Genomic DNA, 25685 nt, shown 5'->3' on the forward strand with positions numbered 1-25685 from the left:
GTGGAGTCACCGGCATCCATCACCACGAGGAGACCCGATGACTCCACTCTCGACGCTCGCGCCCCGTGCCGAGGAGGGCGAGGCCCCGCCGACGCGGTTCGACGACCATCTCGCCGCACAACTGCTCGGCCAGCGCATCGTGTTGCTCGGCACCGAGGTCACCGAGGCGTCCGCGAACCGGATCTGCGCCCAGCTGCTCCTGCTGTCGGCGGAGGACCCGCGCACCGACATCAGCCTGTACATCAACAGCCCGGGCGGGTCGGTGCACGCGGGGCTCGCCATCTACGACACCATGCGGCTGATCCCGAACGACGTGGCGACGCTGGCCATGGGATTCGCGGCCAGCATGGGCCAGTTCCTGCTCAGCGTCGGCACCGCCGGCAAGCGGTTCACGCTGCCGAACGCGCGGATCATGATGCACCAGCCGTCCGCCGGGATCGGCGGCACGACGTCGGACATCGAGATCCAGGCGGAGAACCTGGAGTTCACCAAGCGGACCATCGAGCGGATCACCGCCGAGCACACCGGCCAGACGCCGGAGACCATCTCCCGGGACGGGGACCGCGACCGCTGGTTCACGGCCGAGGAGGCGACCGAGTACGGCTTGGTGGACCGGGTCGTGGAGTCCCTCGCGGACGTCCGCCCGGCTTCCTCCAAGCGACGGATGGGGCTGTGACATGGGGAACTACACGATTCCGTATGTGATCGAGCGGACCGCGCACGGCGAGCGCTCCTCGGATGTGTTCAGCCGGCTGCTGTCGGAGCGGATCATCTTCCTAGGCACCGAGATCGACGACGGCGTGGCCAACGTCGTCATCGCGCAGCTCCTCCATCTGGAGTCCTCGGCGCCGGAGAACGAGATCGCGATCTACATCAACTCCCCCGGCGGCTCGTTCACTTCGCTCATGGCGATCTACGACACGATGACGTACGTGCAGGCGCCGATCTCCACGTTCTGTGTGGGGCAGGCCGCGTCCACGGCCGCCGTGCTGCTGGCCGGCGGGGACCCGGGGCGGCGGTTCGTGCTGGAGCACGCGCGCGTGCTGCTGGGCCAGCCCGCCACCGGGGGCAGCCGGGGCATGGTGTCCGACCTCGCCCTGCAGGCCAAGGAGATGGTCCGGATCCGCTCGCAGGTCGAGGAGGTGCTGGCCCGGCACACCGATCACGACATCGCCACGCTGCGCGCGGACATGGACCGCGACAAGGTGTTCACCGCGCCCGAGGCCGTGGCGTACGGCCTGGCCGACGAGGTGGTGAGCCGGCGCCTCGTGCGGGTCTGAGGCGGCGGCAGGTCCCTCACGCCGCCAGGCACAGTCCGTCGTACGACGAACCCGCCCTGCCGCGGGCGCCGCCCGGCACCCGGCGACTCGTGACCCGGACGAGCTCGCCCTGCGCCAGTGAGAGCAGGTCGCCGAGGCCGAGTCCGAGGGCGTGGGCCGCGGCCGCGAGGACCTCCGAGGATGCCTCCTTGCGGCCGCGCTCCACCTCCGAGAGATACGGCATGGAGATCCGTGCGGCGTCGGCGACGTCCTTCAGCGTCCGCTCCTGTGCGAGGCGCTCACGGCGCAGGACGTCGCCGACGAGGTCGCGCCAGAGGGGTTCCTTGGCGGCGGGTGCCCGGGGCGGGACGGTCGGCGGCGCGGCCGCCGGGGCGGTGGCAGGGCGTTCGGACGAGGGGCGGGGCATTCCGGGGCGCGTGACCGAGGGCCGGGCCACGGGGCGGGCGGCCGGCGGGCGCAGGGGAATGACGCGGGCTTCGTTCGGCACTTGTTCGCTCACCTTCCCAGCCTAGGAACGCCGGGCGCCAGGGGAAGGGATCGGCGTTCCGCCCTGGGGGAAATCGCGGCTACTGCCCGACGCGCCCGTCGATCCGCTCCCGCAGGAAGTCGGCGTGGCCGTTGTGCCGGGCGTACTCCTCGATCATGTGGACCAGCAGTTCGCGCAGGGCGATCGGCTCGTCGCCGTTGCCGATGATGTCGAGGTTCGGCGCCTCGGCCACGAAGCGCTCCGCGAAGGCGACTTCCGAGCGCCAGGTCGCCCAGGCCTCGGCGACGACCTCCGGGTCGGGAACGGCACCGGTGAACTCGCCGCCCGGGTCGTCCTCGGTGCGGTAGTGCCGGGGAATGTCCTGACCGGCCATGACACGGCGGAACCAGGCCTGTTCGACGCCGGCGAGATGACGCAGCAGGCCCAGCAGGGAGAGGTCGGACGGCGGGACCGACCGGCGGGCCATGTCCTCGGCGTCCAGGTCGGCGCACTTCATCTCGAACGTCAGCCGCTGGTCGCCGAGGTATCCGACGAGGGTCGCGAGTTCGCCGACGTAGCCGCCGTCACCGCGGGGATCGTCGTCCGGGGCGACCCACATGTCCCACCACCCGAAACGGCGTCGGGGCAGCGTCCCTTCCGGCTCCGTGACATCGGTCATACGGGCGAGCATGGGCGGTCGGCATCCGGACCGCCACCGGATTTCCGGCCGCCCCCTCACTCGTCGGTCAGCCGGAGCACGGCCCGCACCCGCTTGCCGACCGGCACGCGCTCGACGGCGACCTCGGCCGCGAGCGCGTGCACTATCTCCAGACCGTGCCGGCCGACCCGCTCGGGATCCTTGGGGTAACGGCGGGGCAGGGCGGAGCTGCTGTCGTACACGCAGACCGACACCGCGTCGTCCGTGCCCTCCAGGTCCAGGATGTACGGGCCGTTGCTGTGCCGGTCGGCGTTGGTGACCAGCTCGCTGACCACCAGGAGCACCTTGTCCTCGGCGGGCGCGCCGATGACGGCGCACCACTCGGTCCTGAGCCGGCCGAGGAAGAGCGCGGCGAAGGACCGCGCCTCGGCGATGCAACCCGGTTCACCGCTGTAGTGCGCTGCCCGCCTCAGTGGTTCCACGGGCACGTCGAAACCAGTAGGAATCACTGCCCCGTCCGCGTGCTCGATCATGCGTTTCTCTCTCGGAAGCCGGCACTGGCCGGATGCTGCTGCACCAGTCCTGTTACCCAGCGCGCGGCGGCGCAGTCACCGTGCAGGTGGCGCCGTACGTCACAGCGCCGGTGACTGCGGCGCGTCCTGGGAGGGCGCCGACTGCGAGGTGGTGTTCGTGTCCTCGTCCGGGGGCGGCGGCGGGGTGGAGGTGTCGGGCGTTTCGGGCTCGGTCGTCGGGGGTTCGCTCGTGGTCGGCTCACTCGTCCCGGTCTCCGGTGCGGAGGTCTCCGGAGTGGTCGGTGAGGTCGGCGTCGTGGCGCTCACCGACGGGGTGGGCTTCGCCGGGCGGTCGGTCTTGCGGTCCTTGTCGCCGTCGTCGCCGCGGGGGCGGGCGATCCACTCGTTGTCGGCGGCGTCGTAGATGACGAACACATTGATGATCGTCTGCGAGGGGGTGACGACCACGACGTTCGAGGAGCGGTACGACGGCCAGGAGTCGCCGGTCCGCTCGAGCGTGCCCTGCTGGGCGACGGGCTGGGTCAGCGGGTTGCCGCAGGCGCAGCGCACGCGGGGCTCTCCGCGGTCGTCGACCAGGACGGCCGTGCCGGCTTGGAGGACGGCCTGGTAGCTGGTGGCGGCTCCGTCGACGTAGCCGTGGTTGGTGACGCGGGTGTCGAGGCGGAGCTGGACGGGGGTCAGCGAGCGCAGGTAGGCGGGGACGTCGCCGGCGTCGACGCGGGCGACCGACGCGAAGGCCTCGTTCTTGTCCGGGGCCGCCCGCAGATAGCCGATCTGCTTCTCCACGTCGCAGCCGGCGACGTTGCGGGTGCCGCCGTAGAGGCCAGGCGCGCCGCCGTCGACGCCCCGCAGCTGGTTGGACGGCGTCGACTCGGTGGGCGGGGACGGGGTGGCGGGCGGGGCGGAGCTGTCGTTCGCTGTGGACTCGGTGAACGGGTCGGGGCCCGACTTGTCCGCCGCCTGGAGGAAGACTTCGCCGCTCTGTCCGGTGCCGCCGCCGTTGCCGTCGCCGCGGGAGAGGACGACGGCGACCACCACGGCGGCCACGACCACGGCGGTGAGCGCCGCGATGCGGGGCACGGACCGCCACCAGGGGCGGTGGGGTCCGGAGCCGCCGGGCTCCGGCGGGCCCGCGCCGGACGGGGGCTGCGAGGGCGGGCCGGACGGCGGCTGGGAAGGGCCCGACAGGGGGCCCGAGGGCGGTCCGGTGGGCCGGTCGGAGGACGGAGGTTCGACGCTCACGAAGCCTTCTTCCCGACGGGGGACCTCGTGCGGGTCCCCTGCTGCGGGAACCTCTTCCAGCTGTGCGAGGCTCCCGCGACGCCTGATCCGTTTCGTCGCGCTTGCCACCCTCTACGGCATTTTCGCAACGCTCCCATTCTGTGTTCCGACCCCGCGCCGCCCGCAAGCCGACGCATACGGACCTCCCGGCGGGCGCACCGCACAGGCGCTGCTTAGCGTGGGCAGGGTGAGTCGCGCGACCTCCCCCCGTCCGGCCGTGGCCGCCCATGGCTGGGTGCAGGCCCTCGCCGTGGTGCTGGCCGGGGTGGTCGCGATGGGGGTGGTCGCGGCGCTGGGACTGTGGGCGGCAGGGGCGGCGGACCTTCCCGACGGCGCGTTCCCCCGGGTCGTCGCGGCGACCGTGGTCACGGCGGTCGGCGGCACGGTCGAGCTCTCGGGGAGCGCCGGAGGGCTCGCCGAGTCCGATGCCGGGCTGACCGTGATCCCGCTGTCCGTCACGCTCACCGGCGCACTCGTGCTGGCCGCCGGTTTCCTGTGGCCGCTCCGGCACCGGGCGGTCGCCGGTGCCCGGGAGCTGGCGGGGTGGGCCGGCCGGATCGCCGTGCTGTGGCTGGTCGCCCTGCTGGCGTTGTCCTTCACCGCACGTCAGACCTTCTCCCTGTCGCTGCGCGACCTCGGGCAGGACGTGCTCGGCGACCTCGGGGACCTGCTCGGCATCTCACCCGAGATCGGCTTCACCACCGACGTCGTGGCGAGTGTGTTCTTCGGACTGCTGTGGCTGGCGGGCGTGCTGGTGCTGGCCCTGCTGGTCTCGCGCGGGGCGCCGCTGCCGGGGCGGCTGCTGCGCTTCCAGGAGTCGGTGCGGCCGGCCGCGTACGCCATGGTGGTGCTGTTGCTGGTGTACGTCGGCCTTGGCGTGGTCATCGGGCTGGTCGTCGCGGCGACGCGCGGGCACGCGGCCGAGACGTTCGCGGTGATCCTGCTCGGGATGCCGAACCTGGTGTGGTTCGCCCTCACCATCGGGCTCGGCGCGACCTGGAACGGACGGGTGGACGGGCCCTTCGGGCTGCCCATGCCGCATGTGCTGGACGAGGTGCTGCGCGGCAAGGAGGTGGCCGAGGTCAACCTCGGCACACTCGCCGAGCAGGACGGGCGGGTGTGGTGGCTGGTCGTGGTCGACGCGGTGCTGTTGCTGGCCGCCGCGTTCGTGATGGCGCGGCGTTCGCCGGCCCGGATCCGTGCCTGGCAGCACGCGGTGCACATGGCGGTCGCGCTGGCGCTGACGGTGCTGATGATCTGTCTCGTCGGCCGGATCTCCGCGCACTACGGCCTGTCGGTGCTGGGCATCGGCGACCTCGGCGGTGATCTGGCCGGCGAGCTGTTCCTGCGACCCGAGACCTGGGGTGCCTTCGGGCTGGCGCTGCTGTGGGGGCTGGTCACCGGGTTCCTGGGCGGGCTGCTGGCGCGACCGCTGCGCCACCGGGGCGAGGTCCCGGCGCGGGCCGAGGGCTGAGCGGGGGCCGTTCACCGCCGGAAGACCGGCTCGGCCCAGCGGGGCGGCGGTTTCGGCTCGGACCGGGCGGAATCCCGCGGCGGCGCTGGGGCGGCGGGCTCCTGCGAGGATGCCGCGCCCTCGCGGCTGTCCGACGGCCCCGACTCCACGGGCTCCTTCGCCGGTCCGGTGACTCCGCGTCCCTCGGAATGCCCGGCCTCCGCGGGCTCCACCCGTACTCCCGCGACCCGCAGGTCCACCTCCGTCGGCGCGTGTCCCGCGCCCGTGCCACCGGCCACGGCGTCCCGCAGTTCGGCGACGAACGCGAGGCAGGAGTCCTGCCGCTGGTCGGGGCTCTTGGCCAGCGCGCCGGCGAACACGGCGTCGACCGGCGCGGCGAGGTCCGGGCGTGCCTCGGTCACAGGCGGCGGCTCGTCGTACTGGTGCGCCCACAGCAGGGCCATGTCGTCGTCGCGACGGAACGGCGGATGGCCGGCCAGACACTCGTAGACCACACAGGCGAACCCGTAGACGTCGCAGCGCGCGTCGACCGGCTTGCCGGAGATCTGCTCGGGGGCCACGTAGTCGAGGGTCCCGACGAACTGGCCGACGGTGGTGAAGCCGGTCAGGGACAGCGACTTCTTCGTCAGGCCGAAGTCGGTGAGGTAGACGTGCTCGGGGTGGTCGCTGTCGGTGCCGCGCGCGACGAGGATGTTGCCGGGTTTGACGTCCCGGTGGACCAGCCCGTGCTCGTGCGCCGCGTCGAGGGCGGAGGCGACCTGGGCGGCGATGCGCAGCGCCGTTCCGGACGGCAAGGGACCCTGGCGGTCCAGGAGGTGGCGCAGGTCGCTGCCGGCGACGTAGCGCATGGCGATGTACAGGACGCCGTCGGTCTCGCCCGCCTCGAAGACGGGCACGATGTGCGGGTGGTCGATCGCGGCGGCGGCCCGGGACTCATGGGTGAACCGGCGCCGGAAGGTGTCGTTGCGGGCGAGTTCGGGGGCGAGGAGCTTCAGGGCGACGGTGCGCTCCAGGCGCAGGTCCCGCGCGCGGTAGACCACCGCCATGCCGCCGCGGCCGATCTCGCGCTCGATGCGGTAGCCGGCGACCTGCCGGCCGATCAGTTCGGAGGGGCGGCCGGAGAACAGGCTCGCGTCACGGGCCATCGGGCGTCACGACCTGGGTCGGCGCGCGGCCGGGCTCCGCCTGGGCGCGGGGTGTCTCGTCCGTCGCGTAGGTGCTCAGCCGGGTGCCGTCCGCGTACACCCACCGCCCGTGCTCGGAGTCGTAGAGCCACACCGACTCCCCGTCGACGACGACCCCGACGCGCACCCCGCGCGTGCGGCCGTGGAAGGACTCGCCGTCGAGGCCGCCGGCCGCCAGGTCCTCCACCGCGGACCGGTACCCGGAAAGCGCGCGTTCGGTCCGGGCGAGGAGCGGGCGCGGGTCGGCGGTGCGGGCGAGTGGGCCGTCGTCGGCGGTGGGCGGGTCCTGCGGTACGGCGACCAGGAAGCGGCCGTCGACCCAGGCCGACCAGCCGTTGGCGCACAGGATGTGCCCCCAGTCGCCGCGCCGCTCCACGAGCTGGACCGGCAGGAACGCGTCGAGGGGCACGGTGGGCCGGGCGGGGTCGGGTGCCTCCCAGGCGGGCATGCCGCGGCCGGGGACGACGTGGGTGGGCCGGAAGCCGGGGGTGGCCATCACGGGACGCCTACTTCCGCATCACGACGGGTTCGCGGCGGCGCAGCAGCCGGGAGACGAGGAACCCGAAGACCACGGACAGCACGAGAAGCATGGCGATGTTGAACAGCCACACGCCGGCCGAGTGCTCGAAGAGCGGGTCGCCCGTCAGGTCGCCGGGCACGATCCGGGACAGTTCGACGGTGCCGGCCATCGCGCCGAGCGCCCATCGCGAGGGCACCAGCCAGGACAGCTGCTCCAGGCCGGGGACGCCGTGCAGCTTGAGCAGGGCGCCGCAGAAGACGACCTGGACGATGGCGAGCAGCACCAGCAGCGGCATCGTCACCTCCTCCTTGCGCACCAGCGCGGAGACGACCAGGCCGAGCATCATCGCCGTGAAGGCCAGCAGGGCCACGGCGACGCTGATCTCGACGAGGGGCGGCATCAACACACCCTCGCCGCGAGGGGCGTTGAGATCGACGCCGAGCAGGGCGACCAGGGTCAGCACGACGGCCTGGAGCACGGTGATCGTGCCGAGGACCACCACCTTGGACATCAGATACGCCGATCTGGACAGGCCGACCGCGCGCTCACGCTGGTAGATGACACGCTCCTTGACCAGCTCGCGGACCGCGTTCGCCGCGCCCGTCAGGACGCCGCCGACGCACAGGATCAGCAGCGCGTTCATCGCCGTCTCCTGGGTCAGCTTTCCGCCCGCCAGGGCACGGGCCATCGCGCCCATCACGAAGGGCAGGGCGATCATGATGACGAGGAAGGTGCGGTCGGCACCGAGCGCGGCGGCGTAGCGGCGGATCAGCGTGCCGAGCTGCGCCCCGCGTCCGCGCGGCCGGGGCGGGCGGCCCACGACGACCGGGTCGGTGCGGGGCCGGCGCGGCTGCGCGGTGGCGTCGGCGATGTACTGCTGCTGGAACAGGGAGGTCCGGTAGTCGCCGGCCCAGTCCCGGTCCTGGTCGTGCTCGAAGGCCTCGAAGGCCTCGGGCCAGTGCTCGAAGCCGAAGTAGGGCAGGGCCTCCTCGGGCGGTCCGTAGTAGGCGATGCGCCCGCCGGGCGCGAGGACGAGGAGCCGGTCGCAGACGTCGAGGCTGAGCACGCTGTGGGTGACGACGATGACGGTGCGGCCGTCGTCGGCCAGGCCGCGCAGCATGTGCATCACCGAGCGGTCCATGCCGGGGTCGAGCCCGGAGGTCGGCTCGTCGAGGAACAGCAGCGAGGGCTTGGTCAGCAGTTCCAGGGCGACGCTGACGCGCTTGCGCTGCCCGCCGGACAGGCTGTGCACGGGCTGCCGGGCGCGCTGCTGAAGGCCCAGCTCGTGGATGACCTCGTCGACCCGGGCCCGGCGTTCGGCCTTGGCGGTGTCCTGGGGGAAGCGAAGCTCGGCGGCGTAGGACAGGGCGCTGCGGACGGTGAGCTGGGCGTGCAGGATGTCGTCCTGCGGGACCAGGCCGATGCGCTGGCGCAGCTCGGCGTAGTCGCGGTAGAGGTCGCGGCCGTCGTAGAGCACGGTGCCGTGGTCGGCGGGCCACTGTCCGGTGAGGGCGTTGAGGAGCGTGGACTTTCCGGCGCCGCTCGGCCCGACGACGGCGAGCAGGCACTTCTCCCCCACCGGAAAGGAGACGTGGTCGAGCAGGGTCTTGGCGCCCCGGTCGACGGTGACCGCGAGGTCCTGCACCTCCAGGGAGATCTCGCCGGTGTCGACGTACTCCTGGAGTTCGTCCCCGACCAGGCAGAACGCGGAGTGGCCGATGCCGACGATGTCGCCGGGGGCGATCGGGGCGGTGCCGGTGACCGGGGCGCCGTTGAGGTAGGTGCCGTTGTGGCTGCCCAGGTCGGCGATCTCGTAGTCGCCCTCCGGCAGGGCGCGCAGTTCGGCGTGGTGGCGGGAGACGACCAGGTCGTCGATGACGAGGTCGTTGTCGGCGGCGCGGCCGATGCGGACGGTGCGGGTGGGCAGCGGGCGGACGTTGGTGGGCTGCCGGAAGGTGCTGGTGCGGGCGGGCAGGGAGACGGCCGAGGGGCGCCCCTGCTCACGGGTCGGTGCGGGACGGTCCAGCAGGGTCGCGCGGGGGCCGTCGGCGGGGTTGCCGAAGCGGATGACGGTGCCGGGTCCCACGTCCCACTCCTGCACGCGGTGGCCGTCGGTGTAGGTGCCGTTGGTGCTGTTCTCGTCGGCGAGGGTCCAGTGGTCGGCCTCCGGCCGCAGCACCGCGTGGTGCCAGGAGACACGGGCATCGTCGATCACGACGTCGCTCAGCGGGTCGCGTCCGACGTGGTAGTCGCGGCCCGGGGTCATCACAGTCGAGCCCGAGTCGGTCTCCAGGACGAGCACGGGCGCAGTCGGTGCGAACGAACGCTCCGCCATGCCTGGATTCTATCGATCTGCCCCTGTATGCGCCTGTGTGCGCCAGGGCGTTCGGCAGGGCGGGAATCGCTTCGGTACGGGGGTCAGGCGACGGGGACGACCAGGGCCGGGACGGTCCGCTGCATACGCAGTGCGTCCACGGACTCGGCGAGCAGTTCGTACTCGGTGGTCTCGTCACTCACGGCGATCCTCACCAGCCGGCCGGCCGCCAGCTCGTCGGCGACCAGCTCCTGCCGGTCGACGTCGCCACACCAGTCGCGCAGCGCGGCGGGGACGTCGGGAACGGTGTCGGCGACCGGGACGAGCGAGCTGGGCGGGAAGTGCTCGGCCTCCGGTCGCGGGTCTAATCGCTCGGCCATCCAGGAAGCCCGGTCGCGTAACCACCACAGGGCGAGGGCCAGGGTGGGGGCCCGGTACGTTCCCAGGGGTACGCCGATCCGCCGCCCGTCGCAGACGCCGTACGCGGTGACATGGCAAAGGAACTCGTCGTGCACGTAGCCTCCCCCGTGGTGCCGTGTTCGCCTGTCGGCGGACCTCGCTTCCGGTGCGGCTCGTGAGCGGTGCGTGAGGGCGCGGTCGCCCCATGTGACGCGCCCACGTAGTTGAGTATGTTCACTGCTGAAACACTGTCACCACGGATTTCCGGCCACTCTCCTGGCATATTCACCGGCGCTGCTGGCCGGAATGCGGCGGGCACACGTCGGACCGAGGAGAAGGCGCAGGCGGGCGTGAGCGATGAGTTCCGCGCCTCGCGGCGGTCTGAACCGGTGAAGGCAGGAGACCGCCGCGAAACGGAGACCGTCATGACCACGAGCACCGAAGTGGACGCGGAATTCACCGCTGTCCTGCGCAAGAGCCCGAGCAAGGGCGGCTGGACCTATGTCGTGTGGCCGGAGTCCGTCGACTACTTCGGTACCCGCGGACTGGTCAAGATCCGTGGGACGGTCGACGGACATCCGTTCCGGAGTTCGTTCATGGCTCTCGGTGACGGCACCCACAAGCTTCCCGTCAAGGCGGACATCCGCAAGGCCATCGGGAAGCAGGAGGGCGACTCCGTGACCGTTCACCTGACCGAACGGCTCACCCCTTGAGCACCGCCTCGATCCGGGCCAGCTCCTCCGCGTCGAAGTCCAGGTTCCGGGTCGCGGCCACGCTGTCCTCGATCTGCCGCGCGCTGCTCGCGCCGACCAGCGCGGAGGTCACCCGGCCGCCGCGCAGCACCCACGCCAGCGCCAGCTGGGCCAGCGTCTGGCCCCGGGACTTGGCGATCTCGTCGAGCGCGCGCAGCTTGCCGAGCAGCTCGTCGGTGATCGCGTCGGCGTTCAGGAACGGGCTGGCGCCGGCGGCCCGCGAGTCCTTCGGGATGCCGTCGAGATAGCGGGAGGTCAGCTGGCCCTGCGCCAGCGGGGAGAAGACGATCGAACCGACCTGGAGCTCGTCCAGGGCGTCGAGGAGGCCCTCCTCCTCGGGGCGGCGGTTCAGCATCGAGTACGCGGGCTGGTGGATCAGCAGCGGGGTGCCCAGCTCGCCCAGGATGCGGGCGGCCTCGCGGGTCTGCTCGGGCGAGTAGTTGGAGACGCCGACGTAGAGCGCCTTGCCCTGCTGCACCGCCGAGTGCAGGGCGCCCATCGTCTCCTCCAGCGGAGTCTCCGGGTCCGGGCGGTGCGAGTAGAAGATGTCGACGTAGTCCAGGCCCATCCGCTTGAGGCTCTGGTCGAGCGAGGACAGCACGTACTTGCGCGAGCCCCACTCGCCGTACGGGCCGGGCCACATCAGATAGCCGGCCTTGGTGGAGATGATCATCTCGTCCCGGTACGGCGCGAAGTCCGTCCGCAGGGCCTCGCCGAACGCCGTCTCGGCGGCGCCGGGCGGCGGACCGTAGTTGTTGGCCAGGTCGAAGTGGGTGACGCCGAGGTCGAAAGCGCGGCGCAGGATGGCCCGCTGGGTCTCCACCGGGCGGTCCGGACCGAAGTTGTGCCACAGGCCGAGGGACAGCGCGGGGAGCTTGAGGCCGCTGCGTCCGGTGCGCCGGTAGGGCATGTCCGCGTAGCGGTCGGTGTGTGCGGTGTACAACGCGACTCCAGAGGGGTTGGCACACGGATGACGGCTCCGAGGAGCCGGTGTTCCAGTCACCGCCCATGCTGTCGCGACCTGCGGGCAGTGGTCCAACAGGTAAATCAGATGGGATTCAGCGGATACGCTGCTCAATCATGGAACTGCGTCATCTCCAGCACTTCGTCGCGGTCGCCGAGGACCAGCACTTCACCCGGGCGGCCGAGCGTCTGATGGTGTCCCAGTCGGGTCTTTCGGCCTCGATCCGGGCCCTGGAGCGGGAGTTGCAGACCCCGCTGTTCGTGCGCACCACCCGCCGGGTGACGCTCACCCCGGCCGGCCGGGCCCTGCTGTGCGAGGCCGAGCGGATCCTGGCCCAGGTGCGCTCCGCCCACGAGGCGGTGGCCGCGGTGCAGGGCGTGCTGCGCGGGATGCTGGCGCTCGGGTCCGAGCAGTGCATCGCCGGGGTGCATGTGGCCGGGCTGCTCGCGACCTTCCGGCGGGAGCATCCGGACGTGGAGATCTGTCTGCGGCAGGCGGGCTCGGGGGCGCTGGCGGAGGAAGTCGCGGCCGGCCGCCTCGATCTGGCCTTCGCCGTGCGGACGGCGCAGGAGGACACCGACCAGTTGCGGGTCGTACCGCTGACCAGTGAGCCGATGACCGTCCTGTGCCATCCGAGCCACCGCCTGGCCGTGGCCGGGGCCGCGGTCACCCCGGAGGACCTGGGCGGGGAGGTCTTCGTCGACTTCCACCCGGACTGGGGGCCGCGCCGCGCCACCGACGCGGTGTTCGCCGCCGCGGGCGTACGGCGGACCGTGTCCCTGGAGGTCAACGACGTGCACAGCCTGCTGGACCTGGTGGACGAGGACCTCGGCATCGCCGTCGTGCCGCGCCACTTCCGGCACAAGCGGCCGTCCCTGACCGCCCTGCCGGTGAAGGGCACGGGCGAGACCGTCTACGAGACGGTCGCCCTGCTGCCGCCCGCGCAGGCCACCAGTCCGGCGGCGCGGGCGCTGATGGCGCTGCTGGAAACGGAAGGCGCCTGAGGGCCGGGTGCGCGATGGTGGAGCCATGCATGCGAAGGACATCCTCATCGACGGGTTCAACCGCATCCAGGAAGAGGTCCACGCCGCCGTCGAGGGCCTCGGCCCGGACGAGCTCGGCACCCGCCCCTCCCCCGACGCCAACTCCGTCGCCTGGCTGATCTGGCATCTGACCCGCATCCAGGACGACCACATCGCCGGCGCCTTCGAGCTCGACCAGGTGTGGCTGACGCAGGACTGGCAGAAGACCTTCGGCCTCGACCTGCCGCGCCACGACACCGGCTACGGCCACACCCCGGCGAAGGTCGCCAAGGTGCGGGTCGACTCCGGTGACCTGCTGACCGGCTACTACGACGCCGTGCACGCCCAGACCCTGGGGCAGCTGCGCGAGGTGGCCGCCAAGGATCTGGAGCGGGTCGTGGACGAACGCTGGGATCCGCCGGTCACCCTGGGCGTACGGCTGGTCAGCGTCCTGTCCGACGATCTTCAGCACGTCGGACAGGCCGCCTACGTCCGCGGGCTGCTGTCGTAGCCCGCGAGCCCCCTCAGAGCTGTGCCGCGTACCCCGGCAGGACCACGTCCTCGATGAGGGCCTTGCGCTCGTCGAACGGGATGAAGGCGCTCTTCAGGGCGTTCAGCGTGACCGTGCGCAGGTCCTCCACCGTCCAGCCGGCCTCCTCGACCAGCAGCGACATCTCGCGGGTCATCGTCGTCCCCGACACCAGACGGTTGTCGGTGTTGAGGGTGACCCGGAAGCCCAGGTCCTTCAGCGCGGTGATCGGGTGCCCGGCTATGGAGGTGGCGGCGCCGGTCTGGAGGTTGGACGTCGGGCACATCTCCAGGGCGATTCGGCGGTCGCGCACCCAGCTCGCGAGGCGGCCGAGCTTGCCGTCGACGATGTCGTCGGTGATGCGCACGCCGTGCCCGATGCGCTGGGCGCCGCAGATCTGCAGGGCCTGGTGGATGCTGGACAGGCCGTCGGCCTCACCGGCGTGGATGGTGAACGGCACGCTCTCGCGGCGCAGGTGCTCGAAGGCGTCCCGGTGGTCGGCGGCGGGGAAGCCGGCCTCGGCACCGGCGATGTCGAAGCCGACGACTCCGGCGTCCCGGAAGGCCACGGCCGCGTCGGCGGCCTCGCGCACCCGGTCGAACATCCGCATCCCGCACAGCAGGGTGCCCACACGCACCGGGGTGCCCGCGGCGGCGGCCTTGGCCATGCCGGCGGCGAGGCCCTCCTGGACGGTCTCGACGACCTCGGGGATGGTCAGCCCGCCGTTGGTGTTCAGCTCGGGCGCGTAACGCACCTCGCCGTACACGACACCGTCGGCCGCCAGGTCGAGGACGTACTCCTCGGCGGTGCGCAGCAGGCCCTCGCGGGTCTGCATCACGGCGAGCGTGTGCTCGAAGGTGGCGATGTAGCGGACCAGGTCACCGGAGTTCGCGGCCTCGAAGTACCAGGCGGCGAGCTCGTCCGGGTCGGTGGTGGGCAGGGTGTGGCCGACCTCGGCCGCGAGCTCCACCACGGTGGCGGGGCGCAGACCGCCGTCGAGGTGGTCGTGCAGGACGGCCTTGGGGAGGCGGCGGATCACATCGTCGTCTACACGCGTAGCGTTCATGCTGCGGTCTTTCTCTGAGCGGGGCGGTTCGAAGCGGCGGGTGAAGCGGGAGGGGATCAGTCCGCGGGCTGGAGCAGGTCCCAGCGGTTGCCGTACAGGTCCTGGAAGACGGCGACCGAGCCGTACGGCTCGTGGCGCGGCTCCTCCAGGAAGGTCACGCCGGCGGCGAGCATCCGGGCGTGGTCGCGGGCGAAGTCGTCGGTGTGCAGGAAGAACCCGACCCGTCCGCCGGTCTGGTCGCCGACCCGGGCACTCTGCTCGTCCCCCTTGGCCCGGGCCAGCACCAGCCCGGTGCCCTGATCGCCGGGCCGGACGACGACCCAGCGGGAGCCGTCCGGGCGCGGGGTGTCCTCGACGAGCCGGAAGCCGAGGGCTTCGGTGTAGAAGCGGATCGCCTCGTCGTAGTCGTCGACGACGAGGGTGACCAGGGCGATGCGTCTCATCGGGGCCTTCCGGGAGGTTCGATTGACGGGAGAGGTTATACGTAAAACTTGCACGGCGCCAGTCATCACCGGGACCTGAGTCCTAAGTCCGCCGGCCGAGGTGCGGCAGGCGGCCGGCGACCAGCGTTCCCGGCATGACGATCATGGATGAGCCGCGCGGCCGCGAGCGTCGCAAGCGGGACGTTCTGGACCGGCTGGAGCGGGAGACCGACATCTGGGTGGCAACGGCGGACGGCGACGGGGTGCCCTGCCTGGTCGCGCTGTGGTTCGTTCGGGACGGCGAGGCGCTCTGGCCGGCCACCCGCCCGGGCAACCCCACGGGCCGCAACCTCGGCAGCGGCCGCCGCACCCGGCTGGCTCTCGGGGACACACGTGATGTCGTGCTCATCGACGGGGAGGTCGACGTCCACACGCGCGAGGAGGTGCCGGCCGCGGCGGCCGAGGCGTTCCGCGTGAAGACGGGCTGGGACCCTCGCGGCGACTCCGCCAGGTACGCCTACTACCGGGTCCGCCCGCACGCGGTGCAGGCTTGGCACGAGGTGCGCGAGCTGCCGCAGCGGCATCTGATGCGAAACGGAACTTGGCTTGTCTGAACAAGTTCCGGGGCGTACGTCCCCGCGACATCCAATGCCTGCACGAGTGTTACCTCAGGGTAATCCCTGATGGTTTGATGTGCGGCGCCACTCAACCCCCTTCGATCACAGGGAGATCCAGTGACGCTCTTCGCACATCGCCGTGCACAGGGCTCGGCCGTGCTAGCGCTCTCGCTCGCCACCGCCGGTCTCATCGGCTCGGCGCCCGCCGCGTCCGCCGCCGAGCAGACACCGCCGCTCAAGGTGCTGACGTACAACGTCTTCCTGTTCAGCAAGACCCTGTACCCGAACTGGGGCCAGGACCACCGGGCCACGGAGATCGCCAAGGCGCCCTTCGTCCAGGGCAACGACGTCGTCGTCCTCCAGGAGGCGTTCGACAACTCCTCCTCGGACGCACTGAAGAGCTCCCTCGCCGGCCGCTACCCGTACCAGACCCCGGTGGTCGGGCGCACCAAGAGCGGCTGGGACGCCACCGGTGGCGCGTACTCGGCGACCACACCCGAGGACGGCGGGGTCACGATCCTCAGCAAGTGGCCGATCCTGCGCAAGGAGCAGTGGGTCTACAAGGACGCCTGCGGCGCGGACTGGTGGTCCAACAAGGGCTTCGCCTACGTGGTGTTGAACGTGAACGGCACCAAGGTGCATGTCGTCGGCACACACGCGCAGTCGACGGACCCCGGCTGCGACGCCGGTGAGGCCGCCGCGATGCGCGGCCGGCAGTTCAGGACGATCGACTCGTTCCTGGACGGCAAGAACATCCCGGCGAACGAGCAGGTGGTCCTCGCCGGTGACCTGAACGTCGACTCGCGCACGCCCGAGTACGCCTCGATGCTCGCCGACGGCGGTCTGGTGGGCGCCGACGCCCGCACCGGGCACCCGTACTCCTTCGACACGACGGAGAACTCCATAGCCCACGACCGCTACCCCGACGACCCGCGCGAGGACCTGGACTACGTCCTGCACCGCGCGGGCCATGCCCGTCCCACGGTCTGGAAGAACGAGGTCGTCAAGGAGCAGAGCGCGCCCTGGACGGTGACCAGCTGGGGCACCGACTACACCTACACGAACCTGTCGGACCACTACCCGGTGACCGGATACACGGGCTGAGCGATGCCGGCGGTCCGGCTCAACCGGCGCTCTCTCGCGCCGCGTCGAGCCGGGCCGCCTCGTCGTCCGTCAGGCGCAGGGCTCCCGCCGCCACGTTCTCGGTCAGGTGGCCGGGGTTCCCGGTGCCGGGGATCGCGAGGACGTGCCGGCCCCGGTGCAAGGTCCAGGCGATGCGCACCTGGGCGGGGCTCGCGCCGTGCGCCCGCGCCACGGCGCGCACCTCGTCGTCGTGGGCGGCGGTCGCGCCCCGCTCCCCCGCTTCCCCGGCCACCGCGTAGAACGGCACGAACGCGATGCCCTGCTCACCGCACAGGCGCAGCAGTTCGTCGGCCTCGGGGTCGGGCCGGTCGAGGGCGTACCGGTTCTGCACGCTCACCACGGGCGCGATGGCCTGCGCCTCGGCGAGGTGCCGTGGCTCGACGGCGGAGATGCCGAGGTGCCGGATCAGTCCCGCCTCCCGCAGCTCGGCCAGCGCGCCGAAGTGCTCGGCGATGGAGTCCTGCCGCATGCGGCGCAGATAGACGACGTCCAGGTGGTCGCGGCCGAGCTGGCGCAGGTTCTCCTCGACATGGCCGCGCAGTCGGTCGGGGCGGGCCGAGGTGCCCCACTCGCCGTCGTAGGCGCGGAACGGGCCCACTTTGGTGGCGATGACCAGGTCGTCGGGGTACGGCGCCAGGGCGGTGTTGATCAGTTCGTTGGCGGAGCGGGTGGCGGAGAAGTAGAAGGCCGCCGTGTCGATGTGGTCGACGCCGAGGTCGATCGCCTTGCGCAGTACGGCGATCGAGCGCTCACGGTCGCTCGGCGTCCCGTGGTGGAAGGCGGCGCTGCCGGTGAGCCGCATCGCGCCGAAGCCGACGCGGCTCACGGACAGGTCGCCGAATTTCCAGGTGCCCGCGGCGTCCGCGGTGATCGTTTCCGAGGTCATCGGCGGAGTCTCGCACACGACTCGGGCACGCGGGGGCCTCAGCAGTAGAGGTTGCCGCCCGGGGAGACGCCGAGGACGGACGTGAACCGGTTGTAGGCGTCGACGCGGCTCTGCACCTGCGCGGGGTTCTTGCCGTCGCACTCCAGGGAGCCGTTGATGGAGCGGATCGTCTGGCCGAAGCCGGCCTGGTTCACCATGGCGTTGTGGGGGGTCATGGTGCCGGGGCCGGTCTGCGTGTTCCAGTACCAAAGCCCCGTCTTCCAGGCGACGGCCGACTCGTTCTGCACCCGCCAGGGGTTGTTGAGCAGGTCGATGCCGAGCGCGTCGCCGGCCGCCTTGTAGTTGAAGTTCCACGACAGCTGGATCGGGCCCCGGCCGTAGTAGGCGTCCTGGCCGGCGGGGCAGCCGTAGGGCTGGCTCCGGTCGCAGTAGTGGGGGTAGTTGGCGGTGTTCTGCTCGACGATGTGGACCAGACCGCCGGTCTCGTGGTTGACGTTGGCGAGGAAGGCCGCCGCCTCCTGCTTCTTCACGGTGTCGCTGCCGGTGTTCGCGAAACCCGGGTAGGCGCTGAGGGCATCGGTCAGCCCGCTGTACGTGTAGAAGGGATTCCGGTTCGGGAACATCTGGTTGAACTGTGCCTCGCTGACGACGAAGCCGGCGGCGGACGCACTCGGGGCCGGCTGGAACAGCAGTGCGGCGCTGCCCAGGGCCAGTGAGGAGACAAGTGCGGCGATACGACGCCTCTTCACAGGATCAACTCCTTTGCGGAGCACGGCCGCACCCGGACGAGGGCCGGTCGAATCAGCACCTCGTGCGCTCGCGCCGACCGAGTCGGCCACGGCGTGGGGGCGGCCGTGGTGGGGGGTGTGGAGACACACTCAACCCCTTTGGTATGTACCAGTCAAGGGTGTAGACCAGACAAGGTATAGACCAAAGCCGTCCGAGCGGCCGGGCATGGCGAGGAGCAACACGCCCGGCCGCCCCGGGAGTCGAGGGACGCGGGCCAGGTCAGCGCGCCGCGCGCCCCGCGTATGCGCGCACATCGGCGTCGGGGTCGTTGACCGCCGTGGCCAGTGCCGCGCGGGCGTCGGCGTGCACGGAGTGCCGCAGCAGACCGAGCACCGCGGCCTTGCGTACGTCGGCGTCGGTGTCGCGCAACAGCCCGGCGAGCCCGGGCACTCCACCCTCCGGCGCCGCCCCGCCGAGGGCCTTCGCGGCACCCGCGCGAACCTGCCAGGCCGGGTCGCCGAGCGCCGCCGTCACGGTGGCGAGGAGTTCCTCGGGGCAGCCGAGGACGCCCAAGGTCTCCAGGGCGGCGGCGCGTACCAGGATGTCGGGATCGTGGATCAGGTGGCGCAGGGCGGCCGGTGTGCCCTGCGCCGGGGGTGTGAAGTGCGGTGCCAAGGCCGCGAATCCGCGGGCGGCCGCGACCCGCACCTCGCGTGCGGTGTCCGCGGCCGCCCGGGCCAGGGCGTCGGCCGCATCCACCGAGACCAGCGCGCGTACGGCGGCCAGGCGCACCTCGATGTCCTGGTCGGCCAGCGCCCCGGTGAACAGGGCGGCGTCTCCCAGGCGCAGGGCTCGCAGCACGTCCAGGGCCGCGGCGCGCGGCACAGGGTCGGCCGCCGCCAAGGCGGAGAGCAGCGGCGCCCGCAGCTCCGCTTCGGCGGGCAGGACTTCCGCCAGTTCACGCAGCGAGGCGGCGGCAGCGGCGCGCACCTCTGCGTCGCCGTCGAGCAGGGCGTGGGCCAGCGCGGGACCCGCCCCGGCGGGGGCCGTCTCGGTCAGTGCCGTCACGGCGCCGAGTCGGACGGCGGGGTCCGGGTCCTTGAGATAGGGCTCCAGGGCCTGGAGGTCGGGTTCCTCCTCGGTGAGCGCGACGAGTTCGAGAAGGCGTTCCCGGGAGGGTGCGGAGGCACCGTGGGTCGTACCGGGGACGGAGACGGCGACGGTGGGCACCGCCGGGGGCACCTCCGCGCCCCCGGCCGTCGCCGTGGGCAGCGCGTGCACCTCACCCAGGTCCCGGTCCGGGCCGCCGGTGGGGGTGAACTCGGGTACGGGGACCAGGTAGGGCGCGACGGGACGGGCCGTGAACTCCATGGCGCCGGTGGGGCCCTTGCGCAGGTCGAGGTGGTGCAGCCAGTCAGTGTCGTCGCGCTGCGGGTGGTCGAGGCGCTCGTGGTAGAGGCCCCAGCGGGACTCGGTGCGGGCGAGGGAGGAGCGGGCCGCCATCTCCGCGCAGTCGCGGATGAACGACACCTCGGCGCAGCGCATCAGCTCGTGGGGCGTGCTCGCCCCCATGTCCGCGATCTCGTCCCGCATCCGTTCGAAGTGCTCCAGCGCCAGGGACAGCCGGGCGCCGCTCTTGGGCGGGGCGACATAGTCGTTGACGAAGCGCCGCAGCTTGTACTCGACCTGCGGCTGTGGCGGGCCGGTGGGGTTGCGCAGCGGCCGGTAGATCAGCTCGTGGGCCTCGGCGAGCTGCTCTCGCGGCAACTCGCCCTCGTACGCACGGTACTGAGCGGCGTCCTCGCCCGCGAGGTCACCGAAGACGAACGCCCCGATCATGTAGTTGTGCGGTACGCAGGCCAGGTCACCGGCCGCGTACAGGCGCGGCACGGTCGTACGGGCGTGGTCGTCGACCCGTACCCCGGAGGCGGAGTGGCCGCCGCACAGGCCGATCTCGGAGATGTGCATCTCCACGTCGTGGGTGCGGTAGTCGTGGCCGCGTCCGGCGTGGAAGGTGCCGCGGGTGGGGCGCTCTGTGGAGTGGAGGATCGACTCCAGGGCCGAGACCGACTCCTCGGGCAGATGGCTGAGCTTGAGGTAGACGGGGCCGCGGTCGGAGGCGACCTCGGCGGCGAACTCCGCCATCATCTGCCCGGACCAGTAGTCGGAGTCGACGAACCGCTGCCCGTGCCGGTTGACCTGGTAGCCGCCGAACGGGTTGGCGACATAGGCGCAGGCCGGGCCGTTGTAGTCCTTGATCAGCGGGTTGATCTGGAAGCACTCGATGCCGGTGAGCTCGGCGCCCGCGTGGTAGGCCATCGCGTAGCCGTCGCCCGCGTTGGTCGGGTTCTCGTACGTGCCGTACAGATAGCCGCTCGCCGGCAGCCCGAGCCGGCCGCAGGCGCCGGTCGCGAGGATCACTGCGCCCGCGCGCACGGTCACGAATTCGCCGGTGCGGGTGTTGAAGGCGGCGGCCCCGACCGCCTTGCCGTGGGCGGTCAGGACGCGCACCGGCATCAGCCGGTTCTCGATCCGGATCCGCTCACGGTTCTCCCGCCTGCGCAGCTGCCGGTAGAGGACCTTCTTCACGTCCTTGCCCTCGGGCATGGGCAGCACGTACGAGCCCGAGCGGTGCACCTGGCGGACCGCGTACTCGCCGTGCTCGTCCTTCTCGAACTTCACCCCGTACGACTCCAGCCGCCGCACCATCTCGAAACCACGCACGGCGGTCTGACGGACCGTCGACTGGTCGACTATGCCGTCGTTGGCGCGGGTGATCTCGGCGACGTAGTCGTCGGGCTCGGCGCGACCGGGGATGACGGCGTTGTTGACACCGTCCATGCCCATGGCCAGCGCTCCGGAGTGCCGGACGTGCGCCTTCTCCAGCAGCAGCACGGACGCGCCGCGCCCGGCGGCGGTCAGCGCGGCCATGGTGCCGGCGGTGCCGCCGCCGATCACCAGGACATCGCAGCTCAGTTCCTCGGCCGAGTCGAGGGCGGGGATCCGGGTCAGGGAGGCGGGGGACATGGCGGGGGCCTTTCGGGCTTGCGGGAGGGCGGGGGTCGGGGGTCGGGGGTCGGCCCTGCCGGGGGCGTGACGGACGGGTCTGATCGGCCTGACGGGTCGGGGGCCCGGTTGGCCGGCCGGCGGGCCGCGTGGACGGGGTCGCGTGGCAGGTCGCGTGTGACGGGTCGCGTGGACGGGTCGCTCGGAGTTCCCGCGCCTCTGGGTGGGGGGCCGTGAGGCGGGCTCAGGGGCGCGGGGAACTGCGCGAACGGGCCCCACGGACCCGCGGCCGCCGACGGACCCGAGGACCCGACCTCTCAGGCGATCCTCAGAGCGTCGTGGTGCCGAGGGAATCCAGAACCTCGCGGCGCAGGGCCCTCGTCGCGGGGTCGTCGTGGGCGGCGCGGTCACGCGGCCGCGGCACCTGCCGGATCCCGGTGAGGCCGCCGTCGGCGAGCAGTGCCACCCGGTCGCCGAGGAACAGCGCCTCGTCCACGTCGTGGGTGACGAAGACGACCGTCGCACCGGTCCCGTGCAGGGCCTCCACCAGCAACTGCTGCATACCGGACCGGGTCTGGGCGTCGAGCGCACCGAAGGGCTCGTCCATCAGTACGGCACGCGGCTGCCCGGCGAGCGCCCGCGCCAGCTGCACCCGCTGGCGCTGCCCGCCGGAGAGCCGGTGCGGCAACTGCCGCTCCAGACCGGCGAGTCCGACCCGGTCCAGCCACTCCCGCGCCCTGGCGGTGCGTTCGGCGCGGCTAAGTCCTCGGATGGCGAGGGGCAGTTCGACGTTGGCGCGGGCCGTGCGCCATGGCAGCAGGGCGTCCTCCTGGAAGATCAGCGCCCGGTCGCCGCCGGGCCCGGTGACGGGCAGCCCGTCCTGCACGACCTGTCCGGCGAGCGCCGGCAGCAGCCCGGCCAGGGTCCGCAGCAGGGTCGACTTGCCGCACCCGGACGGGCCGACGACGGTCAGGATCTCGCCCGGGGCCGCTTCGAGGTCCAGGTCGTGCAGCACCACGGCGCCCGGCCGTCCGAGCCGTACCCCGGTCAGGCCGAGCCGTGCCCCCGGGGCGGGCCGTTCGACCGGCGTCGTGGTGGTCGCGATGTCCGTTCCCGTGCTCATGACGCGGCCTCCCCTTCACGTCGCGGCAGCCAGTGCGTCAACCGGCGTCCCAGGAGCTCCACCAGGGTGGACGTCAGCCAGCCCAGCAGGCCGATGCTGACGATGCCGGTGAAGACGCCCGGGTAGTCGATGACGGTGTAGTCCTGCCAGGTGCGGTAGCCGATCCCGTACTCGCCGGAGATCATCTCCGCGGAGATCACACAGATCCACGAGACGCCGATCCCGACCGACAGACCGCCGAAGATCCCCGGCAGCGCGCCGGGCAGCACCACGGAGGCGAGCACCCGCCACCGTCCGCCGCCCATGGTGAGCACCGCCTCCTCCCACACCGGGGCGAGCGCGCGCACCGCGTGCCGGGTGGCGACCAGCACCGGGAAGAACGCGGCGGTGAAGGTGATGAAGACGATGCCCTGCTCGTTGCTGGGGAAGAGCAGGATCGCCACGGGGACCAGCGCGATGGCCGGGACGGGCCGCAGCACCTCCAGGACCGGTCCGATCAGGTCCGCGGCCCAGCGGGAGCGTCCGACGGCGACGCCCGCGGCGACACCGAGCGCGGCCGCGAGCAGGAAGCCGGTGACGATCCGGCGCAGGCTGTCGGCGACGTCCTGCCAGTACGCCCCGTCGCCGAGCCGCTGCCCGAACTCGCGGGCCACGTCGGTGACGGACGGGAACTGGTCGAACCGAAGCCAGAGTTGGACGTCCAGCGTGGTGAGCAGCTGCCACAGCCCCAGCGCCGCCAGCAGCGAAAGAGCGCGTACGGCGGGCCGGAAGCGGTACGTGCGCCGGGCGGGTGCCGGCTCCGGCGAGGCCTCCCTCGCCGGAGCGGTCAGCGTGGTCATGACGCCTGCTCCAGTGCGGTGGCGTAGGACACCGTACGGGCGCCGGGGTGGGCCTGGGTGTACGCGCGAGCCGCCGACGCCGTGACGAAGGGGCTCAGCTCCTTGCCGTCCCGTACCCACACGGCCTTGTCCGCGTACCAGCGGGTGCCGGTCGTGGCATCCGGGACGTAGGCGGCCCGCACCTGGTCCTTGTGGCCCGCGACGAACTTCAGCAGCGCGGACGGGGAGTCGAAGTCACGGGTGCCGTCCTCGCCCTTGAGCCAGACCTCGCTGCGTGAGGGGTCCGGCGTGGCGGCGAGGTGCTCGGCGTACTCGCCGCCGTACACCCGCTTGAGCGGGCCGTCGTCGACAAAGGACTCCACGTCGACGTCGCCCACGAGCTTCGCCGACCGCAGCACCGGGACGTCCTTCTTCAGCGCGGCGACCAGCTCGGGCCTGACCGCCGGGTCGAACGTGGCGATGCCGCCGCTGCCGTTGTACAGGTAGACCACCTCGGGCGGCAGGCCGGTGGCGTCGGCGACCTTCTCGGCGGCCTCCACGGGATGGTCGTTCAGGTACCGCGTGGCGTCGATCTGGGCCGCGAGGAAGGCGTCGAGCACCTTCGGCCGCTGCTCGGCGAAGTCCTGACGGACCGTCACTCCGTGGAAGGTCGGCAGGTTCAGCTCGGCACCGTCGTACAGGGCCTTGGCCCTGCCCTGGAAGGCGAGGAGTCCTGGCCAGGCGACGAACTGCGAGAGGGCGTCGGCGCCGCCCGCCTGGAGTGCCGACGCACCCACCGCCGGCTGCTGGTTGAGCTTGCGGATGTCCTCGTTCGGGTCAAGACCGGCTTCCTGGAGCGCCCGTACGAGGGTTCCGTCGGCCGCGGAACCGACGCTGGTGGAAACGGACTTGCCCTTCAGATCCTTGAGCGAGCCGAGTTTCGACTGCGGTGCCGTGACGACGGTGTTGAGGGCGCCGCGCAGGTTGTAGCCGGTGACCGACACGAGCCGGGTGGGGCGGTTCAGCTGCTTGCCGCGGGCTGCGTTGATGAGCAGCGGGAAGTCGCCCATGGAGCCGATGTCGATCTTCCCGGCGGTCATCTGCGCGGTGATCGGCGCGCCCGTGGCGTAGTCCTGCCACTCGACCTTGTAGGTGATGCCGTCGCGCTTGCCCTGGGCGTCGAGTTCGCGTTCGAAGTAGCCGAGGGAGCGCAGCAGCGTGCCTGCGGTGACGGTGTTGATGGTCTTGGACTGATAGCCGACGGTGACGGTGACATGGGTGGCGTCGCCTGCGGACGCGTCGCCGCCGCAGCCGGTGACGAGGGTGCCGACGACGGTGGCCGCGAGCAGGGCGGCGGTCGTCGTGCGTTTCTTGCGGGCCGGGGATTTCATCGAGGGTGCGCCTTTCACCGAAGCAGGTAGGGCATGTTGACCGTGACGGCCCCGGTGGGGCAGCGGGCGGCGCAGGGGCCGCAGTACCAGCACTCGTCGACGTGCATGTACGCCTTGCCGCTGTCGGGGTTGATCGCCAGGGAGTCCAGCGGACACATGTCGACGCAGAGCGTGCAGCCGTCGATGCACTTCGACTCGTCGACGGTCACGGGCACGTCGGCCCGCTGGGGCACCAAGGGCATGGCTGTCTCCAGTGAGGTCCTGCTAGGGGTGAGGGAAGGTCCGCGCTCGCAGCGCGGAGTGGCGGGCCCGGTGGCGCCGCGGCCGGTTCACACGGTGCGGCGCAGCAGCCCGCTCATCGCGATCCGGTCGCCGCGGAACCGGATGAACTCCAGGTCCACGGGCCTGCCGTCGCTCAGGTGGGTCAGGCGCTCCAGCATCAGCACGGCGGTGCCGCGCGGCGCCTGGAGCACAGTGGCGGAGTGCGCGTCGGCGTTGACGGCCTCAAGGGTGATCTCGGCGTGCCCGAGCGGCTGCCCGGTGATCTGCTCCAGCAACCGGAAGACGTCGGTGTTCTCCAGGTCGGCGCCGAGCAGCTCGCCGCCGATGTCCAGGGGCAGATAGGTGAGGTCGAGCGAGAGCGGCAGCCCGTTCAGGCGGCGCAGCCGCTCGATGTAGAGCACGTCGGTGCCGGTGGGCAGCCGCAGCCGCTCGGCCACGGGTGCGGGCGCGGCGACGGGACCCATGGTGCGTACCTCGTTGGTGACGCGGCCGTGTTCCCGCAGGGTTTCCGCGAGTCCCATGAGCCGGTCGAGGCCGTGCGGGTACTTCTCGGCGACGACGACGGTGCCGACACCGGGCAGCCGCTCGACGAGTCGTTCGGCGCGCAGCAGGTCCAGGGCGTGCCGGACGGTGTTGCGCGACACCTGGTAGTCGGCGGCGAGCACGTCCTCGTGGGGCAGTGCGCCGCTGGGAAATCCCCCGGTCAGGACCAGGTGCCGGAGCAGGTCCGCGAGCTGCCGCGCCCGGTCCGCACGCAGCCGTCGGCGACGGGCGGCGGCGAGCGGGGCGGTGTGCTCGCGGATTCGTTCTGCTGGCATGCGGTGAC

The 25685-nt window shown here is 71.9% G+C and carries 27 protein-coding genes; 8 read left to right on the forward strand and 19 right to left on the reverse strand.

Annotated elements, in window-relative coordinates:
* The first annotated feature begins 37 nt into the window (after nucleotides 1–37).
* Together ACFPQ9_RS32380 and ACFPQ9_RS32385 are read left to right on the forward strand one after the other, a co-directional pair.
* Nucleotides 38–676: an ATP-dependent Clp protease proteolytic subunit gene (locus ACFPQ9_RS32380; protein WP_380861462.1), complete on the forward strand. Its 639-nt coding sequence runs from the start codon at nucleotides 38–40 to the stop codon at nucleotides 674–676.
* A 1-nt stretch (nucleotide 677) separates the two neighbouring features.
* Nucleotides 678–1280, forward strand: coding sequence for a ClpP family protease (locus ACFPQ9_RS32385; protein ID WP_380861464.1), 603 nt, complete (start codon nucleotides 678–680; stop codon nucleotides 1278–1280).
* Nucleotides 1281–1296: 16 nt separating this feature from the next.
* Here ACFPQ9_RS32385 and ACFPQ9_RS32390 read toward each other — a convergent pair whose 3' ends face one another.
* The 4 genes from ACFPQ9_RS32390 to ACFPQ9_RS32405 all read right to left on the reverse strand — a co-directional run bounded on the left by ACFPQ9_RS32390 (nucleotide 1297) and on the right by ACFPQ9_RS32405 (nucleotide 4179).
* Nucleotides 1297–1779 (reverse strand): helix-turn-helix domain-containing protein, encoded by a 483-nt coding sequence (locus ACFPQ9_RS32390; protein WP_380861466.1) that lies wholly within the window; start codon nucleotides 1777–1779, stop codon nucleotides 1297–1299.
* Between the two features lie 67 nt (nucleotides 1780–1846).
* Nucleotides 1847–2425 (reverse strand): DinB family protein, encoded by a 579-nt coding sequence (locus tag ACFPQ9_RS32395; RefSeq protein WP_380861468.1) that lies wholly within the window; start codon nucleotides 2423–2425, stop codon nucleotides 1847–1849.
* 56 nt (nucleotides 2426–2481) lie between these two features.
* Nucleotides 2482–2937, reverse strand: coding sequence for an ATP-binding protein (locus ACFPQ9_RS32400; RefSeq protein WP_380861470.1), 456 nt, complete (start codon nucleotides 2935–2937; stop codon nucleotides 2482–2484).
* 99 nt (nucleotides 2938–3036) lie between these two features.
* On the reverse strand, nucleotides 3037–4179 hold the full coding sequence (locus ACFPQ9_RS32405; RefSeq protein ID WP_380861472.1) for a DUF6777 domain-containing protein: 1143 nt from the start codon (nucleotides 4177–4179) through the stop codon (nucleotides 3037–3039).
* A gap of 313 nt (nucleotides 4180–4492) precedes the next feature.
* On the opposite strand from ACFPQ9_RS32405, the gene ACFPQ9_RS32410 reads away from it, so the two are divergent.
* Nucleotides 4493–5692: a streptophobe family protein gene (locus tag ACFPQ9_RS32410; protein ID WP_380861929.1), complete on the forward strand. Its 1200-nt coding sequence runs from the start codon at nucleotides 4493–4495 to the stop codon at nucleotides 5690–5692.
* Nucleotides 5693–5703: 11 nt separating this feature from the next.
* Here ACFPQ9_RS32410 and ACFPQ9_RS32415 read toward each other — a convergent pair whose 3' ends face one another.
* From ACFPQ9_RS32415 to ACFPQ9_RS32430, 4 genes are all read right to left on the reverse strand, one after another.
* A complete protein-coding gene (locus tag ACFPQ9_RS32415) occupies nucleotides 5704–6837 on the reverse strand; it encodes a serine/threonine-protein kinase (protein ID WP_380861474.1) in 1134 nt (377 codons plus the stop codon).
* Nucleotides 6827–7372 carry an SH3 domain-containing protein gene (locus ACFPQ9_RS32420; RefSeq protein ID WP_380861931.1) on the reverse strand — a complete coding sequence of 182 codons (546 nt, stop codon included), beginning with the start codon at nucleotides 7370–7372 and terminating at the stop codon, nucleotides 6827–6829. Before ACFPQ9_RS32420 ends, ACFPQ9_RS32415 begins: the two co-directional genes overlap by 11 nt.
* Nucleotides 7373–7382: 10 nt before the next feature.
* Complete coding sequence (locus tag ACFPQ9_RS32425) at nucleotides 7383–9731, reverse strand: FHA domain-containing protein (RefSeq protein WP_380861476.1); 2349 nt, start codon at nucleotides 9729–9731, stop codon at nucleotides 7383–7385.
* An 83-nt stretch (nucleotides 9732–9814) separates the two neighbouring features.
* On the reverse strand, nucleotides 9815–10225 hold the full coding sequence (locus tag ACFPQ9_RS32430; protein WP_380861478.1) for a hypothetical protein: 411 nt from the start codon (nucleotides 10223–10225) through the stop codon (nucleotides 9815–9817).
* Nucleotides 10226–10534: 309 nt separating this feature from the next.
* Between ACFPQ9_RS32430 and ACFPQ9_RS32435 the strand changes: the two genes are divergently transcribed.
* Nucleotides 10535–10822 carry a DUF1905 domain-containing protein gene (locus tag ACFPQ9_RS32435; RefSeq protein WP_380861480.1) on the forward strand — a complete coding sequence of 96 codons (288 nt, stop codon included), beginning with the start codon at nucleotides 10535–10537 and terminating at the stop codon, nucleotides 10820–10822.
* Here ACFPQ9_RS32435 and mgrA read toward each other — a convergent pair.
* Nucleotides 10812–11804 carry an L-glyceraldehyde 3-phosphate reductase gene (gene mgrA / locus ACFPQ9_RS32440; protein ID WP_380861482.1) on the reverse strand — a complete coding sequence of 331 codons (993 nt, stop codon included), beginning with the start codon at nucleotides 11802–11804 and terminating at the stop codon, nucleotides 10812–10814. The genes ACFPQ9_RS32435 and mgrA overlap by 11 nt on opposite strands.
* A 137-nt stretch (nucleotides 11805–11941) precedes the next feature.
* On the opposite strand from mgrA, the gene ACFPQ9_RS32445 reads away from it, so the two are divergent.
* Nucleotides 11942–12829: a LysR family transcriptional regulator gene (locus ACFPQ9_RS32445; protein WP_380861484.1), complete on the forward strand. Its 888-nt coding sequence runs from the start codon at nucleotides 11942–11944 to the stop codon at nucleotides 12827–12829.
* Nucleotides 12830–12854: 25 nt separating this feature from the next.
* Entirely contained in the window at nucleotides 12855–13358 is a 504-nt protein-coding gene (locus ACFPQ9_RS32450; RefSeq protein ID WP_380861486.1) for a mycothiol transferase, read from the forward strand.
* Nucleotides 13359–13371: 13 nt separating this feature from the next.
* Here the strand turns inward: ACFPQ9_RS32450 and ACFPQ9_RS32455 are convergent, their stop codons facing one another.
* Nucleotides 13372–14442, reverse strand: a complete 1071-nt coding sequence (locus ACFPQ9_RS32455) for an adenosine deaminase (protein ID WP_380861488.1) — start codon at nucleotides 14440–14442, stop codon at nucleotides 13372–13374.
* A gap of 56 nt (nucleotides 14443–14498) precedes the next feature.
* Nucleotides 14499–14885 (reverse strand): VOC family protein, encoded by a 387-nt coding sequence (locus ACFPQ9_RS32460; RefSeq protein ID WP_380861490.1) that lies wholly within the window; start codon nucleotides 14883–14885, stop codon nucleotides 14499–14501.
* A gap of 134 nt (nucleotides 14886–15019) precedes the next feature.
* On the opposite strand from ACFPQ9_RS32460, the gene ACFPQ9_RS32465 reads away from it, so the two are divergent.
* Nucleotides 15020–15478 carry a pyridoxamine 5'-phosphate oxidase family protein gene (locus ACFPQ9_RS32465; RefSeq protein WP_380861492.1) on the forward strand — a complete coding sequence of 153 codons (459 nt, stop codon included), beginning with the start codon at nucleotides 15020–15022 and terminating at the stop codon, nucleotides 15476–15478.
* A 120-nt stretch (nucleotides 15479–15598) separates the two neighbouring features.
* The gene (gene sph, locus ACFPQ9_RS32470) at nucleotides 15599–16585 is read left to right on the forward strand and encodes a sphingomyelin phosphodiesterase (RefSeq protein ID WP_380861494.1); all 987 of its coding nucleotides are present in this window, start codon (nucleotides 15599–15601) and stop codon (nucleotides 16583–16585) included.
* 19 nt (nucleotides 16586–16604) lie between these two features.
* On the opposite strand, the gene ACFPQ9_RS32475 is transcribed toward sph, so the two are convergent.
* From ACFPQ9_RS32475 to ACFPQ9_RS32510, 8 genes are all read right to left on the reverse strand, one after another.
* Nucleotides 16605–17510, reverse strand: a complete 906-nt coding sequence (locus ACFPQ9_RS32475; RefSeq protein ID WP_380861496.1) for an aldo/keto reductase — start codon at nucleotides 17508–17510, stop codon at nucleotides 16605–16607.
* Nucleotides 17511–17548: 38 nt separating this feature from the next.
* Nucleotides 17549–18259, reverse strand: coding sequence for a chitinase (locus ACFPQ9_RS32480; RefSeq protein WP_380861498.1), 711 nt, complete (start codon nucleotides 18257–18259; stop codon nucleotides 17549–17551).
* 259 nt (nucleotides 18260–18518) lie between these two features.
* On the reverse strand, nucleotides 18519–21266 hold the full coding sequence (locus ACFPQ9_RS32485) for a fumarate reductase/succinate dehydrogenase flavoprotein subunit (RefSeq protein ID WP_380861500.1): 2748 nt from the start codon (nucleotides 21264–21266) through the stop codon (nucleotides 18519–18521).
* Between the two features lie 307 nt (nucleotides 21267–21573).
* Entirely contained in the window at nucleotides 21574–22368 is a 795-nt protein-coding gene (locus tag ACFPQ9_RS32490) for an ABC transporter ATP-binding protein (protein WP_380861502.1), read from the reverse strand.
* Nucleotides 22365–23207 carry an ABC transporter permease gene (locus ACFPQ9_RS32495; protein WP_380861504.1) on the reverse strand — a complete coding sequence of 281 codons (843 nt, stop codon included), beginning with the start codon at nucleotides 23205–23207 and terminating at the stop codon, nucleotides 22365–22367. Before ACFPQ9_RS32495 ends, ACFPQ9_RS32490 begins: the two co-directional genes overlap by 4 nt.
* Nucleotides 23204–24577, reverse strand: coding sequence for an ABC transporter substrate-binding protein (locus ACFPQ9_RS32500; protein ID WP_380861506.1), 1374 nt, complete (start codon nucleotides 24575–24577; stop codon nucleotides 23204–23206). The genes ACFPQ9_RS32495 and ACFPQ9_RS32500 overlap by 4 nt, the downstream gene beginning before the upstream one ends.
* 14 nt (nucleotides 24578–24591) lie before the next feature.
* The gene (locus ACFPQ9_RS32505) at nucleotides 24592–24819 is read right to left on the reverse strand and encodes a 4Fe-4S dicluster domain-containing protein (protein ID WP_031480193.1); all 228 of its coding nucleotides are present in this window, start codon (nucleotides 24817–24819) and stop codon (nucleotides 24592–24594) included.
* Between the two features lie 87 nt (nucleotides 24820–24906).
* Nucleotides 24907–25677 carry a GntR family transcriptional regulator gene (locus ACFPQ9_RS32510; protein ID WP_380861509.1) on the reverse strand — a complete coding sequence of 257 codons (771 nt, stop codon included), beginning with the start codon at nucleotides 25675–25677 and terminating at the stop codon, nucleotides 24907–24909.
* Nucleotides 25678–25685 lie beyond the last annotated feature (8 nt).

The organism is Streptomyces coerulescens (assembly GCF_042657965.1).
Classification (GTDB): Bacteria; Actinomycetota; Actinomycetes; order Streptomycetales; family Streptomycetaceae; genus Streptomyces; species Streptomyces coerulescens.